18 protein-coding genes are annotated in these 15,270 nt (G+C 61.7%); 3 read left to right on the top strand and 15 right to left on the bottom strand.

Going from position 1 to position 15,270, the window contains the following annotated elements; translation table 11 throughout:
- Positions 1-510 precede the first annotated feature (510 nt).
- From rplS to ffh, 5 genes are all read right to left on the bottom strand, one after another.
- Positions 511-858, bottom strand: coding sequence for a 50S ribosomal protein L19 (rplS, locus tag BUC04_RS21925; RefSeq protein ID WP_067662146.1), 348 nt, complete (start codon positions 856-858; stop codon positions 511-513).
- 31 nt (positions 859-889) lie between these two features.
- Positions 890-1,636: a tRNA (guanosine(37)-N1)-methyltransferase TrmD gene (trmD, locus tag BUC04_RS21920; RefSeq protein ID WP_067662149.1), complete on the bottom strand. Its 747-nt coding sequence runs from the start codon at positions 1,634-1,636 to the stop codon at positions 890-892.
- 16 nt (positions 1,637-1,652) lie between these two features.
- Positions 1,653-2,183 carry a ribosome maturation factor RimM gene (gene rimM / locus BUC04_RS21915; RefSeq protein WP_067662153.1) on the bottom strand — a complete coding sequence of 177 codons (531 nt, stop codon included), beginning with the start codon at positions 2,181-2,183 and terminating at the stop codon, positions 1,653-1,655.
- A 23-nt stretch (positions 2,184-2,206) separates the two neighbouring features.
- Positions 2,207-2,458, bottom strand: coding sequence for a 30S ribosomal protein S16 (gene rpsP / locus BUC04_RS21910; protein WP_067662156.1), 252 nt, complete (start codon positions 2,456-2,458; stop codon positions 2,207-2,209).
- Positions 2,459-2,729: 271 nt separating this feature from the next.
- Positions 2,730-4,097, bottom strand: coding sequence for a signal recognition particle protein (ffh, locus tag BUC04_RS21905; protein WP_067662159.1), 1,368 nt, complete (start codon positions 4,095-4,097; stop codon positions 2,730-2,732).
- 252 nt (positions 4,098-4,349) lie between these two features.
- On the opposite strand from ffh, the gene BUC04_RS21900 reads away from it, so the two are divergent.
- From BUC04_RS21900 to BUC04_RS21890, 3 genes are all read left to right on the top strand, one after another.
- On the top strand, positions 4,350-5,138 hold the full coding sequence (locus BUC04_RS21900) for a cytochrome C assembly family protein (protein WP_067662161.1): 789 nt from the start codon (positions 4,350-4,352) through the stop codon (positions 5,136-5,138).
- A gap of 85 nt (positions 5,139-5,223) precedes the next feature.
- Entirely contained in the window at positions 5,224-6,492 is a 1,269-nt protein-coding gene (locus tag BUC04_RS21895) for an HlyC/CorC family transporter (RefSeq protein WP_067662164.1), read from the top strand.
- A gap of 45 nt (positions 6,493-6,537) precedes the next feature.
- Entirely contained in the window at positions 6,538-6,948 is a 411-nt protein-coding gene (locus tag BUC04_RS21890; RefSeq protein WP_067662167.1) for a hypothetical protein, read from the top strand.
- 56 nt (positions 6,949-7,004) lie between these two features.
- On the opposite strand, the gene acpS is transcribed toward BUC04_RS21890, so the two are convergent.
- The 10 genes from acpS to BUC04_RS21840 form a co-directional block, all read right to left on the bottom strand.
- The gene (gene acpS, locus BUC04_RS21885; protein ID WP_067662169.1) at positions 7,005-7,397 is read right to left on the bottom strand and encodes a holo-ACP synthase; all 393 of its coding nucleotides are present in this window, start codon (positions 7,395-7,397) and stop codon (positions 7,005-7,007) included.
- Positions 7,397-8,131: a pyridoxine 5'-phosphate synthase gene (pdxJ, locus tag BUC04_RS21880; RefSeq protein ID WP_067662172.1), complete on the bottom strand. Its 735-nt coding sequence runs from the start codon at positions 8,129-8,131 to the stop codon at positions 7,397-7,399. Before pdxJ ends, acpS begins: the two co-directional genes overlap by 1 nt.
- Positions 8,109-8,828: a DNA repair protein RecO gene (gene recO, locus BUC04_RS21875; RefSeq protein ID WP_067662175.1), complete on the bottom strand. Its 720-nt coding sequence runs from the start codon at positions 8,826-8,828 to the stop codon at positions 8,109-8,111. Before recO ends, pdxJ begins: the two co-directional genes overlap by 23 nt.
- Complete coding sequence (gene era, locus BUC04_RS21870; protein WP_067662178.1) at positions 8,815-9,717, bottom strand: GTPase Era; 903 nt, start codon at positions 9,715-9,717, stop codon at positions 8,815-8,817. The genes recO and era overlap by 14 nt, the downstream gene beginning before the upstream one ends.
- Positions 9,714-10,391, bottom strand: coding sequence for a ribonuclease III (gene rnc, locus BUC04_RS21865; protein ID WP_067662180.1), 678 nt, complete (start codon positions 10,389-10,391; stop codon positions 9,714-9,716). The genes era and rnc overlap by 4 nt, the downstream gene beginning before the upstream one ends.
- Positions 10,388-11,305 carry a signal peptidase I gene (lepB, locus tag BUC04_RS21860; protein WP_067662183.1) on the bottom strand — a complete coding sequence of 306 codons (918 nt, stop codon included), beginning with the start codon at positions 11,303-11,305 and terminating at the stop codon, positions 10,388-10,390. The genes rnc and lepB overlap by 4 nt, the downstream gene beginning before the upstream one ends.
- 3 nt (positions 11,306-11,308) lie before the next feature.
- Positions 11,309-13,102 carry a translation elongation factor 4 gene (gene lepA, locus BUC04_RS21855; RefSeq protein WP_067662186.1) on the bottom strand — a complete coding sequence of 598 codons (1,794 nt, stop codon included), beginning with the start codon at positions 13,100-13,102 and terminating at the stop codon, positions 11,309-11,311.
- Between the two features lie 205 nt (positions 13,103-13,307).
- Entirely contained in the window at positions 13,308-13,745 is a 438-nt protein-coding gene (locus BUC04_RS21850; RefSeq protein WP_067662189.1) for a SoxR reducing system RseC family protein, read from the bottom strand.
- A gap of 11 nt (positions 13,746-13,756) precedes the next feature.
- A complete protein-coding gene (locus BUC04_RS21845; protein ID WP_234977474.1) occupies positions 13,757-14,698 on the bottom strand; it encodes a MucB/RseB C-terminal domain-containing protein in 942 nt (313 codons plus the stop codon).
- 1 nt (position 14,699) lies between these two features.
- Positions 14,700-15,269: a sigma-E factor negative regulatory protein gene (locus tag BUC04_RS21840; protein ID WP_067662192.1), complete on the bottom strand. Its 570-nt coding sequence runs from the start codon at positions 15,267-15,269 to the stop codon at positions 14,700-14,702.
- Between the last annotated feature and the right edge of the window lies 1 nt (position 15,270).

The raw sequence follows: 15,270 nt of genomic DNA, 5'->3' as shown, positions 1-15,270 counted from the left end.
CTCACAGCTTGCCAAGGCGAACAACTTATGTAAACAGGGATTTGGCTCAAGCGAGGACACATAAGGCCCAAAAAAGGAAATTTCTAAGATTTCAGGGGCTAGGGGCTAGGGGCTAGGGGCTAGGGGCTAGGGGCTAGGGGCTAGGGGATAGGGGCTAGGGGCTAGGGGCTAGGGGATAGGGGCTAGGGGCTAGGGGCTAGGGGATAGGGGCTAGGGGATAGGGGATAGGGGCTAGGGGCTAGGCAGGCTAGCTTAGGAGCCAGTCCATCACGGTCAACGCTCTTCCTGGGCTCTTCCTGGGCTCTTGCTAGGCTCTTCCTGGGCTCTTCCTGGGCTCTTCCTGGGCTCTTCCTGGGCTCTTCCTAGGCTTTTCCCTAGTGCCTAGCAGGGCGCAGCCCGTCCCAGTGCCTGCTCTTGCAGGCTCTTACCGACTCTTACCTAAGCAGGCCCAAAACAAACAAGCCCGCCATAAAGGCGGGCTTGTAGGACTGTGCTAAAACCGAATCGGTCTTAGTTCAGACGCTCACGGATACGTGCAGACTTACCGCTGCGCTCGCGCAGGTAGTACAGTTTGGCACGACGTACGCGACCGCGACGCTTCACAGTGATGCTTTCTACCAGCGGAGAGTGAGTCTGGAACGCACGCTCTACGCCTTCACCATTGGAGATCTTGCGAACAGTGAACGCAGAGTGCAGGCCGCGGTTACGCTTGGCGATTACAACGCCTTCGAAGGCCTGCAGACGGGTCTTGTCACCTTCGGTAACACGAACCTGAACAACGACGGTATCACCCGGGCCGAACACCGGTACGTCGCTCTTCATCTGCTCTTGTTCAAGCTGCTTGATGATGTTGCTCATAATATTCTCATCCTAGAATTAACTGAAAACTCTAACGTTTCACCGATTTCTCAGTGACAAATTCAGCAAGCAAGTTTGCCTGCTCGTCAGTCAGAGCTAGGTTATTTAGTAGTTCCGGTCGCCGCGCCCAAGTGCGTCCTAGGGACTGCTTGAGTCGCCACTTCCGAATCAGTTCATGGTTGCCGCTCAGCAACACTTCCGGTACCGCCTGCCCTTCCAGAACCTCTGGTCGGGTATAGTGGGGACAGTCCAGCAAGCCATCCGAGAAGGAGTCCTGCTCTGCCGAGGCCGCTTTACCCAATACGCCGGGCACCAAACGGGCCACCGCGTCGATCAGGTTCATGGCCGGCAGTTCACCGCCACTGAGAACGTAGTCACCAACGGACCACTCCTCATCCACTTCGGCTTCGATGATGCGCTCGTCGATACCTTCGTAGCGACCGCACACCAACACCATGCGCTCATAGCCGGCCAGTTGCTCAACCCCAGATTGGGTCAGCGGTCGACCTTGCGGAGACAGGTAGATTACCTTGGCCCCCTCACCCGCTTCCGCTTTCGCAGCACGGATGGCATCGCGCAATGGCTGCACCATCATCAACATGCCCGGTCCGCCGCCGTAAGGGCGATCGTCCACGGTGCGGTGTCGATCATGGGTGAAATCACGAGGATTCCACATCTGCACCTGAAGCAAGCCGTTTTTCACGGCCCGACCGGTTACCCCGAAGTCTGTGATGGCACGGAACATCTCAGGGAAAAGGGTGACAACCCCTAGCCACATAGATCTGTCCTCGCTGTCAGAAACTCGGATCCCAGTCGACTTTAATCTGTTTTCCGGGCAGGTCCACCTCAAGGATGAACTGCTCGGTGACAAACGGAATCAATCGCTCCCGCTTGCCGAAGGCATCGTTACTCTTGGCTTCCACTTCCAGTACGTCATTGGACCCGGTTTCCAGCAAGCCGGTCACCTTCCCCATGTCGTAGCCCTTGGTGTTCACCACGTTGCAGCCCACAAGATCACGCCAGTAGAACTCGTCTTCCGGCAGATCGTTGAGTTGCTCCGGCAGGATAGCCACGTCGCAGTTGACGTATTGCTCGGCTTGATTGCGATCCTCCACCCCTTCGAGGCGGCAGATCAGGCTCTTGCCGTGGTGACGCCAGTTGGCCACCGCTACCTGCTGCCATTGACCCTGAACCTTCAGGTACAACGGCGAGTAATCAAAGATCCCTTCTGGAACGTCGGTAAAGGCATTGACCTTCAACCAACCGCGGATACCGTACGCCGAACCTAACCGGCCAACGACGATCTTTTCCTGGATGTTGGTCATCGAATTGCCCTACCTAACCTGTCTTAGGCAGCCGCTTTGCGGGCGTCCTTGATCAGGCTGGCAACACGGTCAGAAACCGCAGCGCCCTGGCTGACCCAGTGCTCAACACGGTCCAGGTCCAGACGCAGCTTTTCAGCTTGACCAGTTGCGATCGGGTTGAAGAAACCCACTTTTTCAATGAAACGACCGTCGCGCTTGCTACGAGAGTCCGCAACTACAACAGAGTAGAACGGACGCTTCTTAGCGCCGCCACGTGCCAAACGAATGGTTACCATACGGTGTACATCCTCTAATGGTGTTCAATAAAACAGGGGCCCCAAACGAGGCCCCAAGGTAGAAAGCCCGCCGATTTTACCTGAAAGCGCGCTCATTGCAACCGCAGGGGCTACAAAGTGGCCACCCCGGGAGGTAAGTCTAGCCCCCCAGCTGGGATCCGCGGGACAATCTGTCGTGCTACGGCGGGCAGGCCAGAGCATTGCTTAGGCCAGAGACACAAAGCCCGCCGAAACGGCGGGCTTTGGTTGCAATGGTCAGAGCGAGTCAGACTCAGCGCGGGAACTTCATCCCCGGCGGCATCATACCGCCCATGTTGCGCATCATCTTCTTCATCCCGCCGCCCTTCATCTTCTTCATCATCTTCTGCATCTGGGTGAACTGTTTGAGCAGCTTGTTCACCTCCTGGATGGTGGTGCCGGCACCGGCGGCGATGCGCTTCTTGCGGCTGCCCTTGATGATGTCGGGGCGGGCACGCTCCTTCGGCGTCATGGAGTTGATGATCGCCTCCATCCGCTTGGTCATCTTGTCGTCCTGCACCTGGGCCAGGGCTTCCGGCGGCAATTGGCCGACACCGGGCAGCTTCTCCAGCATCCCCATCATGCCGCCCATGTTGTTCATCTGCTGCAGCTGTTCACGGAAGTCGGTGAGGTCAAAGCCTTCGCCCTTCTTCAGCTTGGTGGCCAGCTTCTGCGCCTTGTCCTTGTCGACCTTGGACTCCACCTCCTCGATCAGCGAGAGCATGTCGCCCATGCCGAGGATACGGGAGGCCACCCGATCCGGGTGGAACGGCTCCAGCGCGTCGGTCTTCTCACCCACACCCAGGAACTTGATCGGCTTGCCGGTGATGTGACGGATGGAGAGGGCGGCACCGCCACGGGCGTCGCCGTCCACCTTGGTCAGGATGACACCGGTCAGCGGCAGCGCGTCGTTGAACGCCTTGGCGGTGTTGGCCGCGTCCTGACCGGTCATGGCGTCCACGGTGAACAGGGTTTCCACCGGGTTGATGGCGCTGTGCAGGGCGATGATCTCGTTCATCATCTCGCCATCCACGTGCAGTCGACCGGCGGTATCGACGATCACCACGTCAATGAACTTCTTCTTCGCCTCGGCGATGGCGCCGTTGGCGATGTCCACCGGCTTCTGCTCGATGGTGGAGGGGAAGAAGGTGGCACCCACGTCCTCGGCCAGGGTCTCCAGCTGCTTGATGGCCGCCGGACGGTACACGTCGGCACTGACCACCATGACAGATTTCTTCTGCTTCTCTTTCAGGTGCTTGGCCAGCTTGCCCACGGAGGTGGTTTTACCCGCCCCCTGCAGACCGGCCATCATGATCACCGCCGGTGGCTGGGCCGCCAGGTTGAGGGCCTCGTTGGCCTCGCCCATCGCCGCTTCCAGCTCGGTACGGACGATCTTCACAAAGGCCTGGCCCGGAGTCAGGCTCTTGCTGACCTCGGTGCCCACCGCACGTTCGCGCACCTTCTTGATGAACTCGCGCACCACCGGCAGGGCGACGTCCGCCTCCAACAGCGCCATGCGCACTTCGCGCAGGGTGTCCTTGATATTGTCTTCGGTCAATCGACCGCGACCACTGATGGTCTTCAGGGTCTGATTGAGACGCTCGGAGAGATTTTGAAACATCGCCTGTGTCGTACCACGTGAAAGAGGAAAGCCGGCATTATACCAGCCCATTGACGGAAGTGCAGCGGCCCACATCGTGCCAAGCCTTACCCGATTGGCAACAGGAAGGTGGGCTGGATCACGGCAACGCTAGCTGGATCACATTCACACACATTGGCCCGATGCGGAAGGGCTTAACCCCGTGATAAGCTAATCGCAACAGTTCGACAGCGTGCTGTTTCCGTCAATATTTGTCATGGGATAAGGGATCACATGGAGTTATTCGCAGTCTTGGCGATTCTGGGATACGTCGGTGCCTTTGGCATCCTGGCGTCACGTCTACTTCACCCGGAAGGGCCGGATCGGCGCAAGGCCACCATCGCCGCGGGCATTGCCGTGGTGGCCCATGGCATCGCGCTGGCTGATGCCATGCTTCTGAAAAACGGGCAGAACTTTAGCCTTACCAACACACTTTCCCTGCTGGTCTGGATGATTACTCTGGCGATCACCCTGATGCTGCCCCGCCTAAAGGTGCTGGTGGTGGCCCCGGCGGTGTTTGCCTGCGCCATCCTGGCGGTGGCCGGCTTGTGGCTGCTGCCCCCCCAGTACATTACCCACTTCGAGCTGGAGCCCGCCCTGCTAATCCACGTGGTGCTCGCCCTGCTGAGCTACGCGGTGATGTTGCTGGCAGCCCTCTATGCCCTGCAGCTGGCGGGGATTGATCGTCGCCTAAAGGATCGTCAACTGATGATCAACACCGCGCTGCCACCACTGATGACGGTAGAAAAGCAGCTTTACCACTTTATCTGGGTGGGATTCATCCTGCTCAGCGCCGGCCTGCTCACCGGCTGGGTGTTCCTTGAGAACTTCCTCGGCGACGGCAAGGGCCACAAGGCGATCCTCTCCATGGTGGCCTGGGTGGTGTACGCCGGCATGCTGCTGCAGCACCACACCAGAGGGGTGCGGATCCGTACCGCGGTGGGTTACAGCATCGGCGGCGCCCTGTTGCTGACCCTGGCCTACTTCGGCAGCCGGGTAGTAAAAGAGCTGATCCTTAGATAATTTTCGCCTATCACGGCGACCGGACTTGACACCCAAGCCCGGTCGCCGTTTCATTAGGATCCGTACGCCCTAAAGAGAACTCCGTTTGGACGACATATCCACCGGCAGCCTGCTGCTGCTGTTGACCCTGCTGCTGATCATCTCCGCCTTTTTTTCCGGTACCGAGACGGCCATGATGTCGCTCAACCGCTACCGTCTGCGCCACCTGGCACAACAGGGCCATCGCGGTGCCAAGCGGGCGGACAAACTGCTGCAGCGTCCAGACCGGCTGATCGGCCTGATCCTGATCGGCAACAATATCGTCAACATCGCGGCGGCCTCCCTGGCCACCATCATCTGTCAGCGCTGGTATGGCGATTGGGGCCCGGCGGTGGCCACCGGTGGCCTCACCTTCATCGTGCTGATCTTCGCCGAGGTCACCCCCAAGACCCTGGCCGCCCACTACCCGGAAAAGCTGGCCTACCCCAACAGCCTGGTGCTGCGGCCGCTGATGACACTGTGTTACCCCTTCGTCTACTTCATCAACCTGATCAGCAACGGCCTGCTGCGGCTGATGGGTGTGGCCCACATCGACGGCAATGACGATCACCTGTCGCCAGAGGAGCTGCGCAGCGTGGTGCATGAGGCCGGCGGCCTGATCCCCCGGCGCCACCGGGAGATGCTGGTTTCGATCCTCGACCTGGAGAAGGTCACGGTGGAGGACATCATGATCCCCCGGGCCGAACTCTACGCCATCGACATCAACGACGACTACCGCGCCATCATCCGCCAGCTGACCCACAGCCCCCACACCCGGGTGCTGCTGTACCGCGACAACATCGATGACGTGGTGGGCTTCGTCCACCTCAGCGACGTGCTGCGGCTGCTGACCAAAGAGGGGCAGAAGGAGAGCGACAAGGGCACCCTGCTGCGCGCCGTTCGGGAGATCTACTTCATCCCTGAGGGCACTCCGCTCAATGTCCAGCTGCTTAAGTTCCAGCGGGCCAAGGAGCGCATCGGCCTGGTGGTGGACGAATACGGTGACATCCAGGGCCTGGTCACCCTGGAGGATATCCTTGAGGAGATCGTCGGCGACTTTACCACCGGCCTGCAAACGCCCCCCAGCGAAGATATCCGCCGCCAGGAGGATGGCAGCCTGTTGGTGGACGCCAGCATCACCCTGCGGGACTTCAACCGGGAGACCCAATGGCAGCTGCCCACCGATGGGCCAAAAACATTAAACGGCTTGATCCTGGAGCAGATGGAAGACATTCCGCCACCGCATACCCAGCTGGAGGTGGCCGGTCACCGCCTGGAGGTGGTGGAGGTAGCTGAAAATATGGTGAAGTCGGTTCGGGTTAACCCGTCGGTTTGATCTGCGGCTGCTACACTTATGGTCCACCGTTTTGGGGGACTGCCTATGACCATTCAGGGATGGAAGCTGATCGGCTGCGCCGCACTGTGTGTGCTGGCCGGGCCGCTCTGGGCGCAGGACGAAGCGCCGCAACACCTCGCTCCACAGCAGTACTTTGATACACCCAGTCACACCTCACTGGCCAGTACGCCGACCCAGGACAATGGGCCGCGTTTGGTGCCGGTGATGACCTTTGGCCAGCCGGAGCAACAGCAGTGGTTTATCGGCACCCAGGTGTCCGACACCCAGCCTGGGCCGCACCGGCCGGAGTTTGAGCCTCAGCGCTACTGGCAGGCCCGCTTTGGCGGTGGCCTCAACTATGGCCGTGCCTCCTTTGTGCTGGACCTCAGCCACAGCCAGGATCTGCCTTTGGCCGATCAGCTGGGCCTGGCCCTGACCGCCAAGTACGAGTTTTAACCCCCCCAGGAAGCAAAAAGCCGACCCCAGGGTCGGCTTTTTCATGTCCGTTGCGTTCAACGCTCCAGGATCACCGTGGCCACCACGTAGGCCTGTTCATCGGACAAGCTGACGTGGTGCTCTCGTCCCCCCAGGGCCTCGAAGCGGGCCTGGGCACCGCCACTGAGACGCAGCTGCGGCGCACCCCAGTCGTTGTGCACCAGGGCGATGTGCTGGAACGACACCCCACGGCCAATCCCGGTGCCCAGCGCCTTGGCGGTGGCCTCCTTAACCGCAAAGCGCTTGGCCAGCAGTCGGGCCGGCTCGCGGTGTTGCTGCCACTCCCGCAGCTCCTCCGGGGTCAGGATCCGCTCGGCGAAGCGTTGACGCTTATCCGCCGCCATCCCCTCGCAGCGGGTCACGATCCGCTCGATGGCGACGATGTCGGTTCCCAGGCCGATGATCGCCATCAGATCCCCTGCCGGGCTTCCTGCATCAGCCGCTTCATGGTGCTGACCGCCGGGCCCAGGCCCTCCAGTGCCGCCCGGGCGATGATGGCGTGGCCAATATTGAGCTCGTAGAACTCGCGGATGGCGGCGATGGGCTTAACGTTGTGGTAATGCAGGCCATGGCCGGCGTTCACCACCAAGCCCTTGGCCGCGGCATAGCGGGCACCGGCAGCGATGCGATCCAGCTCCGCCGCCTGCTCGGCGTCGGTTTTGGCATCGGCGTAGGCGCCGGTGTGGATCTCGATATAGGGCGCACCGGTGGCCACGGTGGCGTCGATCTGGGCCGGGTCAGCATCGATAAACAGCGACACCTTGATCCCCTTGGCCGACAGGCGCTGGACCGCTTCGCTGATCTTGGCCTGTTGGCCCGCCACATCCAGCCCCCCCTCGGTGGTCAGCTCCTCGCGCTTCTCCGGCACCAGGCAGACGTAGGCAGGCTGGATCCGTTCAGCGATGGCCAGCATCTCCTCGGTCACCGCCATCTCCAGGTTCATCCGGGTCTTGAGGGTCTGGGCCAGCAGCTCCACATCGCGATCGACGATATGGCGACGATCCTCACGCAGGTGGATGGTGATGCCATCGGCACCGGCCATCTCGGCAATGGCCGCGGCGTGAACCGGATCCGGGTAGTCGGTACCCCGGGCCTGGCGCAGGGTGGCGATGTGGTCGATGTTAACGCCCAGAAGAATGCTCATGTCGTCCTCGTTGTTTTTGAAATAGCGTCCGGCTGTGCAGGGGTTTTCGGCCCAGTAACGGGGCCAGCAACTGGCGTACCAGGTGCTTTATCTGGCGCAGCTGGTCGGGGTCGTCCAGTCGCTCGGCCTGCCAGTTGAGCAGCGCCGCGCCCAGGTAGCCCTGGTTGGCCGTGGCCACCAGGCCCTGACCTGGCTGCCAAGCGTAAAGCTGTTGCGGGTGCAGTTCAACGCCGGCGGCGTCGCAGTGCAGGGTCGGCAGATGGCCCAGCTGTTGCAGCAACTGCCGCTCAAAGCGGCGCAATACCGGTGCCAGTGGCTGCTCCTGGGCCAGCTCAACCAGCGCCTGGTGGTAGTGGTCAAACAGCCCGTCGAGTGGGACGCGCTCGGCCAGCAGGCGCTGACACAGTTCGTTGAGATAGAGGCCGGCGAACAGGGCTTCGCCGGTCAGGGGCAGGGGCAAGCTGGGGGCATCCAGCTGGCTGAGGGTGCGCAGGGAGGAGTGGCCGGACAGGCCCACCAGCAGCGGTCGAAACGGCTGCAGCTGGGCCTTCTTGGCCTGGCCCTGCCGGCCACCAACGCGCGCTACCGCAGCAATGCGGCCATGCTCTTCGTCGAGCAGATCCAGCAACAGGCTGCTCTCCCGGTAGGGCCGGGCGTGCAGCAGGTACGCGCGGGACAGCGGCTCAGTCGTCGCCATAGCCCAGGCTGCGCAGCGCCCGTTCGTCGTCCGCCCAGCCGGACTTCACCTTGACCCAGGTCTCCAGGTACACCTTGGTGTCGAACATCGCTTCCATGTCGATGCGGGCCTCACGGCCGATGGTGCGGATCTTCTCGCCCTTGTTGCCAATCACCATCCGCTTCTGACCGGTGCGTTCCACCAGGATCAGGGCGTTGATGTGGTAGGTGCCCTTCTCGTCGACACCGAACTGCTCGATCTCCACGTTAAGGGCATAGGGCAGCTCGTCGCCGAGGAAGCGGATCAGCTTCTCCCGCAGGATCTCCGCCGCCATAAAGCGCTGGCTGCGATCGGTGACGTAGTCTTCCGGGAAGTAGTGGATGCACTCCGGCAGCAGCTGCTGGGCCATGGTCACCAGCTGACTGGGGTCATCGCTCTTAGCCGTCATCGGCACGATGGCATCGAAGGTAAACTGCTGTTGCAGCCACTGCAGGTGCGGCATCAGTTCGGCCTTGTCCTTGACCTGATCGACCTTGTTAACCACCAGCACCGTCTTACGGCTGTCGGCGCCACGGCGGACCTTGTTCAGCACCATCTGGTCGTCTTCGGTCCACTTGGTGCCCTCCACCACCATGATCACCATCTCCACATCGCCGATGGAGCTGGCCGCCGCCCGGTTCATCAACCGGTTGATGGTGCGCTTCTCCTCTTTGTGCAGGCCCGGGGTATCGACGAAGATGGTCTGGTAGGCCCCTTCGGTGTGGATCCCCATGATGCGGTGGCGGGTGGTTTGAGGCTTACGCGAGGTGATGCTCACCTTCTGCCCCAGGATGCGGTTGAGCAGGGTGGATTTGCCCACGTTGGGGCGGCCCACGATGGCGACAAAGCCGCAGTAGGTGGTTTCGCTCATCGGGTCAGTAACTCCAAGGTTTCGGCTGCGGCCTGCTGCTCCGCCTTACGGCGGGAGCTGCCCTTGCCAATCACCGGTTCCGCCAGGGCTTCCACTTCGCAGCGTACGGTAAAGGTTTGATCGTGGGCATCCCCTTCCACGTTGACGACGGTATATTGCGGCAGCGGCTGCTTGCGCCCCTGCAGGTACTCCTGCAGACGGGTCTTGGGATCCTTCTGCCGTGAGCCCGGTTTGATGGCCACCAGGCGGCTTTGATACAGCTTGAGGATCAGCGCCTTAGCCTGCTCGATGCCACCATCGAGGAACACCGCGCCGAGGATCGCCTCCACTGCGTCCGCCAGGATAGACTCCCGACGGAAGCCCCCGGATTTGAGCTCGCCCGGGCCCAGTCGGATCACCTCGGACAGCTTGAGCTCACGGCCCAGCTCCGCCAGGGTGACGCCCTTGACCAGGGTGGCACGCATGCGGGTCATGTCGCCCTCGTTGACCCGGGGGAAACGGTGGTACAGGTCCTCCGCGATCACCATGGAGAGCACCGCGTCACCCAGGTACTCCAGTCGCTCATTGTGCGCACTGGCGGCGCTGCGATGGGTCAGGGCCTGCTGCAGCAGACCCTGGTCGCGGAATCGGTAATTCAGTGCGTCCTGCAACCGTTCTAGGTTTGCCGGGTTCACTCGATGCCTCCAATGCGGCCAAAGCGGACGCCGGTGGGGATCCAGCCGGGCAACCAGCTGTCGCTGCCGCGTTCGAATTCAAAGCTCATCCAGATAAAGACCGCCTTGCCCACCAGCAGCTCCTCGTCGACAAAGCCCCAGAAGCGGCTGTCGGTGCTGTTGTCGCGGTTATCGCCCATGGCAAAGTACTGGCCTTGTGGCACCACCCACTCGGCATTGCTGCTGCCGGCCTGAGGGTAGTACATGTGCACCGGCTCACGGCGGCGTGGGTTGATCAGGATGTCGTGGGTGGTCTCACCCAGGGCCTCACGGGCCCGCTCCAGGGCGATGCCGCCCTGGTTGAACTCACCGCGGTTGACCTCCACCTGGGCCACCGGCTTGAGCGGCTCACAGCCCTCGCCCGTGGGGCAGGCCGGTTTGATGTAGAGGGTCTTGTTGCGGTAGACCACGGTGTCGCCGGGCAGGCCGACGATCCGCTTGATGTAGTCGATGCGGGTGTCTTCCGGGTACTTGAACACCGCCACGTCACCGCGCTCCGGGGTGCCGGTCTCCATCATGGTCTTACGCCAGACCGGATCCTTGATGCCGTAGGAGAACTTCTCCACCAGGATGAAGTCGCCTACCAGCAGGGTCGGCATCATCGAGCCGGATGGGATCTGGAACGGCTCGTACAGGAAAGAGCGCAGCACCAGCACAATGGCCAGCACCGGGAACACTGAGTGGCAGTTCTCTGCAATGGCGCCTTCGCGCAGCAGATCCGCCTTCTTCTCCTCCGGCAACTCCACCGACGGGTTGGCCTCCAGCGCGGCCACCTTGGCCACCCGCTTGGGGCGCAACACGTAGTGATCGAAGGCCCAGACCAATCCCGTGGCCAGGGTCAACAGCACCAGCAGGTGCGAGAACAGGGTTGCCATCGATTAACTGTCTCCGACTTTCAGAATGGCCAGGAAGGCCTCTTGGGGCACTTCCACGTTGCCCACCTGTTTCATCCGTTTCTTACCTTCTTTCTGCTTCTGCAGCAGCTTCTTCTTACGGCTCACGTCACCACCGTAACACTTGGCGGTCACGTCCTTACGCAGCGCCTTGACGTTGGTCCGGGCGATGATGTGGTTACCGATGGCGGCCTGGATGGCGATGTCGAACATCTGGCGCGGGATCAGCTCACGCATCTTCTCCACCAGCTGACGGCCACGGAACTGGGCGTTGTCCTTGTGGGTGATCATCGCCAGGGCATCAACCCGATCGCCGTTGATCATCACGTCCACCCGCACCATGTCCTCCTCCTGGAAGTGGACAAAGTTGTAATCCAGCGAGGCAAAGCCGCGGCTGGTGGACTTGAGGCGGTCAAAGAAGTCCAGCACCACCTCGGCCATCGGCAGGTGGTATTTCACCGCCACCTGGTTGCCGTGGTAGGTCATGTCCTTCTGCACACCGCGCTTTTCGATGCACAGGGTGATGACGTTGCCCAGGTACTCCTGGGGCACCAGGATGTTGGCCTCAACGATGGGCTCAGCGATGGTCTCGATGTTGTTGATGGCCGGCAGCCCGGAGGGGTTGTCCACCATCAGCTCCTGACCGTCGGTCTGGGTAACCTTGTAGATTACGGTAGGGGCGGTGGTGATCAGGTCGAGGTTGTACTCGCGCTCCAGCCGCTCCTGGATGATCTCCATGTGCAGCATCCCCAGGAAGCCACAACGGAAGCCAAAGCCCAGTGCTGCCGAGGTCTCCGGCTCGTAGAACAGGGAAGCGTCGTTCAGCGACAGCTTGGCCAGGGCGTCACGGAACGCCTCGTAGTCCTCGGAGGAGATCGGGAACAGGCCGGCGTACACCTGCGGCTTCACCTTCTGGAAGCCCGGCAGTGCCTGCTCGGCACCGTGCTTGGCGTGGGTGATGGTATCGCCCACCGGGGCACCGTGGATCTCCTTGATGCCGCAGACCACCCAGCCCACCTCACCACACAGCAGCTCCTGCTTGTCGACCTGCTTGGGGGTGAAGATCCCGAGGCGATCGACGCCCCAGACCTGACCGGTGGACATGATCTTGATCTTGTCGTTCTTCTTCAGCTTGCCGTTCTTGACCCGAACCAGCGACACCACGCCCAGATAGTTGTCGAACCAGGAGTCGATGATGGAGGCCTGCAGCGGCGCATCCGGATCGCCCTCCGGCGCCGGGATGTCCTTAACGATGCACTCCAGCACGTCGTCGATGCCGATGCCGGTCTTGGCGGAGCAGCGCACCGCTTCCATCGCATCGATGCCAACGATGTCTTCGATCTCTTCCGCTACCCGGTCCGGATCCGCCTGGGGCAGATCGATCTTGTTGAGGATCGGCAGCACCTCCAGGTCCATCTCGATGGCGGTGTAGCAGTTGGCCAGGGTCTGGGCTTCTACCCCCTGACCGGCATCCACCACCAGCAGCGCCCCTTCACAGGAGGCTAGGGAGCGGGACACCTCGTAGCTGAAGTCCACATGCCCGGGGGTATCAATGAAGTTGAGCTGGTAGGTTTCCCCATCCTTGGCGTGGTAGTCCAGGGTGACGCTCTGGGCCTTGATGGTGATGCCACGCTCACGCTCCAGGTCCATGGAATCGAGAACCTGGGCTTCCATCTCCCGCTCGGAGAGGCCGCCACAGTGCTGGATCAGGCGATCCGAAAGGGTGGACTTGCCGTGGTCGATGTGGGCAATGATCGAGAAATTGCGAATATGCTTCATGGGTGTCGCTACTTCGTAAGAATCTGAGTTATCGGGTCGATCCGTCCTGGGCGTTGTGCCGACAGATCGACCTGTCAATTATGGAATAAAAGCCAATTCGAAGGGTGTTTCGAATTGGCTTTCGCGTTTTATCTCGGGCTCAGTCTCAGCCCAAGGCGAAAAGTATCTATAGGGCGGCGATTTTAGCGGATTTTTGCGCGCTGGGCTATGTGCTACCCAGCGACGGTCCCAATTGACCCAGGATGGTCAAAGGCCCAGGCTGACGACGGGCCCATCGGCGCGCCATCACAAAGCCCAGGCCGCCCCCCAGCAGGGTCGACAGGATGATGCCCCCCTCGACCATGCCCATCCAGCGGGCCAGCAAGGCGGCGGCAATGGCGGCCAGCAGCGGCAGCAGGTAAACCATGGCGGACAGGTGCAGCAGGTCCTGCTCGGCGATGCCGATGCGCAGCTGGGTTCCCACAGGATAAGCGTGTTGGCACGGCAGGGTCAGGCGATTCTCTTTCGGTACCAGCGCCTTGGCCACTACCGAGGTGCCGCATTGTTCGCCCTGGTCACAGTGGCCACAGGCGCTCTGGTTGCGCCAGCTGATGGTCACCTGGCCCTGGTGCCAGGCTTCCACCCGGCCGATGGCTTCAATCACGACGTCTCCCCCTACTTGGCTGGGTAGACATTGTCCGCCACGTTGGCCAGGGCTTCAACCGGCATCTTGCCCACCACCACCACTTCCACCTCACCGTGGGTGGCGGAAGCCAGCGCCAGGCCGTTGTTGGTGGTGATGTGACTGGGCACCGGCACCCGGCCTACCAGGCCGATGTAGACCGAGAACTCACTCAAGCCATCGGAGACCGACAGGTACTCCACCGGCTCATTAAGGCCGATCAGCATGTGTTGATCGTGATGGACGACCTCAAAGCCCTGGGGCAGCCAGCCAAAGCGCCAGCGCAGTGGGTGCTGCTGACCTGGGGCCTGGACCACGTCGGGCCAACGGCGCTGTTGCAGCTCGGCCAGCAAGGGCAATGGCTGCTCCATCACATGGGCCTCCACCACCAGCAGCTGCTCCAACAGGTCGTTGTCGCTGTTGACCAGGTCAACCCGCAGTGGGATGGCGGTCTCCACATCCAGCCAGATGCGGTACTGGTAGCGGTACTGATCGGCAGAGACGATGCGGATCAGCTGGGCGGTGCGTCCGGCGACCCGGTTGCGGCCGCCCTCGACAAAGCGGTAGTGGGGCTCAAGCAGGCTGAGATCGCCGGCGAAGGCACCGGGATAAAGGCCAGGGATACGGTCGCTGCGAACGCTGTAGGGCTGGACGTCGTGCTCGACAAACACCACGGTGTCACCGATGCGGATGGCGCTTTTGTGCGGGCCATTGAGGTGCTCGAGGAAGGCGACCTGCTGCTCGTCGACCACGCCATGGGCGTAGCGCAGTGTGCGGATCTGCTCCCGCTGCATCTGCACCAGGGAGAGTTGGAAATTGGCCTGGTTGAGCGCATGCTGCATGCGCTCCAACCAGACCTTGGCGGCACTGGCTTCGGCGGCGTGAACCGCGCTGGGAAGTGCCAGTGCCAGCAGTAACAGTACGGCTTTGATCAAATCAGCGATCCCGCTGTTCTACCGCAACCCCGTTGAGGCGCTGCTGCAGCAGGTGGTCACGCAGGAAGGCGTTGGCCCGCAGCTGCTGCTCCTTGGCATCCTGTTCCGCCAGGCGTTGATCGTTCTGAACATAGTCCGGCGCCTGGTAGCTCACCGGTGACGGTGCGCCCAGCAGCGGTGTGGTCTGCAGCACCGGGATCGGGCTGTCGAGATCGCCACCGGCGGCGTCGTACTGCTGTACCCCGACCACGGCCACCGCAGCGACCGACGCCGCAATGGCGTACTGACCGAAGCGTTGCCCCAGCTCGACCACCTTGGCCGGCATGGCAAAGCGCTTGCGCGGTGTCTTGGGTGCCAGCACCGTCGGCTCCTGCTCCAGCTGCGCGGCCACCTTGTCGGCGATATCCAACTGCAGGGTCTGGGGTAGTTCGTTGCGCATGGCATCACCGATCAGGTGATAGCGGTGCCAACGCTGGGCCAGCTCGGGATCAGAACCGATCTGGTCCAGCACCTCATCGGGGCCCTGGCCGTCCATCCAAGCCGATACCTGTTCCTTTCTGTCTGTCGCCATT

This window comes from Ferrimonas marina (assembly GCF_900129905.1).
Taxonomy (GTDB): domain Bacteria; phylum Pseudomonadota; class Gammaproteobacteria; order Enterobacterales; family Shewanellaceae; genus Ferrimonas; species Ferrimonas marina.
Note: the sequence above shows the minus strand (reverse complement) of the source record. Positions and strands in the feature narration are given on the sequence as shown.

Coding starts and splice junctions, on each gene's coding strand:
- rplS (WP_067662146.1), bottom strand. CDS start 858: ATGAGCAACATCATCAAGCAGCTTGAACAAGAGCAGATGAAGAGCGAC.
- trmD (WP_067662149.1), bottom strand. CDS start 1,636: ATGTGGCTAGGGGTTGTCACCCTTTTCCCTGAGATGTTCCGTGCCATC.
- rimM (WP_067662153.1), bottom strand. CDS start 2,183: ATGACCAACATCCAGGAAAAGATCGTCGTTGGCCGGTTAGGTTCGGCG.
- rpsP (WP_067662156.1), bottom strand. CDS start 2,458: ATGGTAACCATTCGTTTGGCACGTGGCGGCGCTAAGAAGCGTCCGTTC.
- ffh (WP_067662159.1), bottom strand. CDS start 4,097: ATGTTTCAAAATCTCTCCGAGCGTCTCAATCAGACCCTGAAGACCATC.
- BUC04_RS21900 (WP_067662161.1), top strand. CDS start 4,350: ATGGAGTTATTCGCAGTCTTGGCGATTCTGGGATACGTCGGTGCCTTT.
- BUC04_RS21890 (WP_067662167.1), top strand. CDS start 6,538: ATGACCATTCAGGGATGGAAGCTGATCGGCTGCGCCGCACTGTGTGTG.
- acpS (WP_067662169.1), bottom strand. CDS start 7,397: ATGGCGATCATCGGCCTGGGAACCGACATCGTCGCCATCGAGCGGATC.
- pdxJ (WP_067662172.1), bottom strand. CDS start 8,131: ATGAGCATTCTTCTGGGCGTTAACATCGACCACATCGCCACCCTGCGC.
- recO (WP_067662175.1), bottom strand. CDS start 8,828: ATGGCGACGACTGAGCCGCTGTCCCGCGCGTACCTGCTGCACGCCCGG.
- era (WP_067662178.1), bottom strand. CDS start 9,717: ATGAGCGAAACCACCTACTGCGGCTTTGTCGCCATCGTGGGCCGCCCC.
- lepB (WP_067662183.1), bottom strand. CDS start 11,305: ATGGCAACCCTGTTCTCGCACCTGCTGGTGCTGTTGACCCTGGCCACG.
- lepA (WP_067662186.1), bottom strand. CDS start 13,102: ATGAAGCATATTCGCAATTTCTCGATCATTGCCCACATCGACCACGGC.
- BUC04_RS21840 (WP_067662192.1), bottom strand. CDS start 15,269: ATGGCGACAGACAGAAAGGAACAGGTATCGGCTTGGATGGACGGCCAG.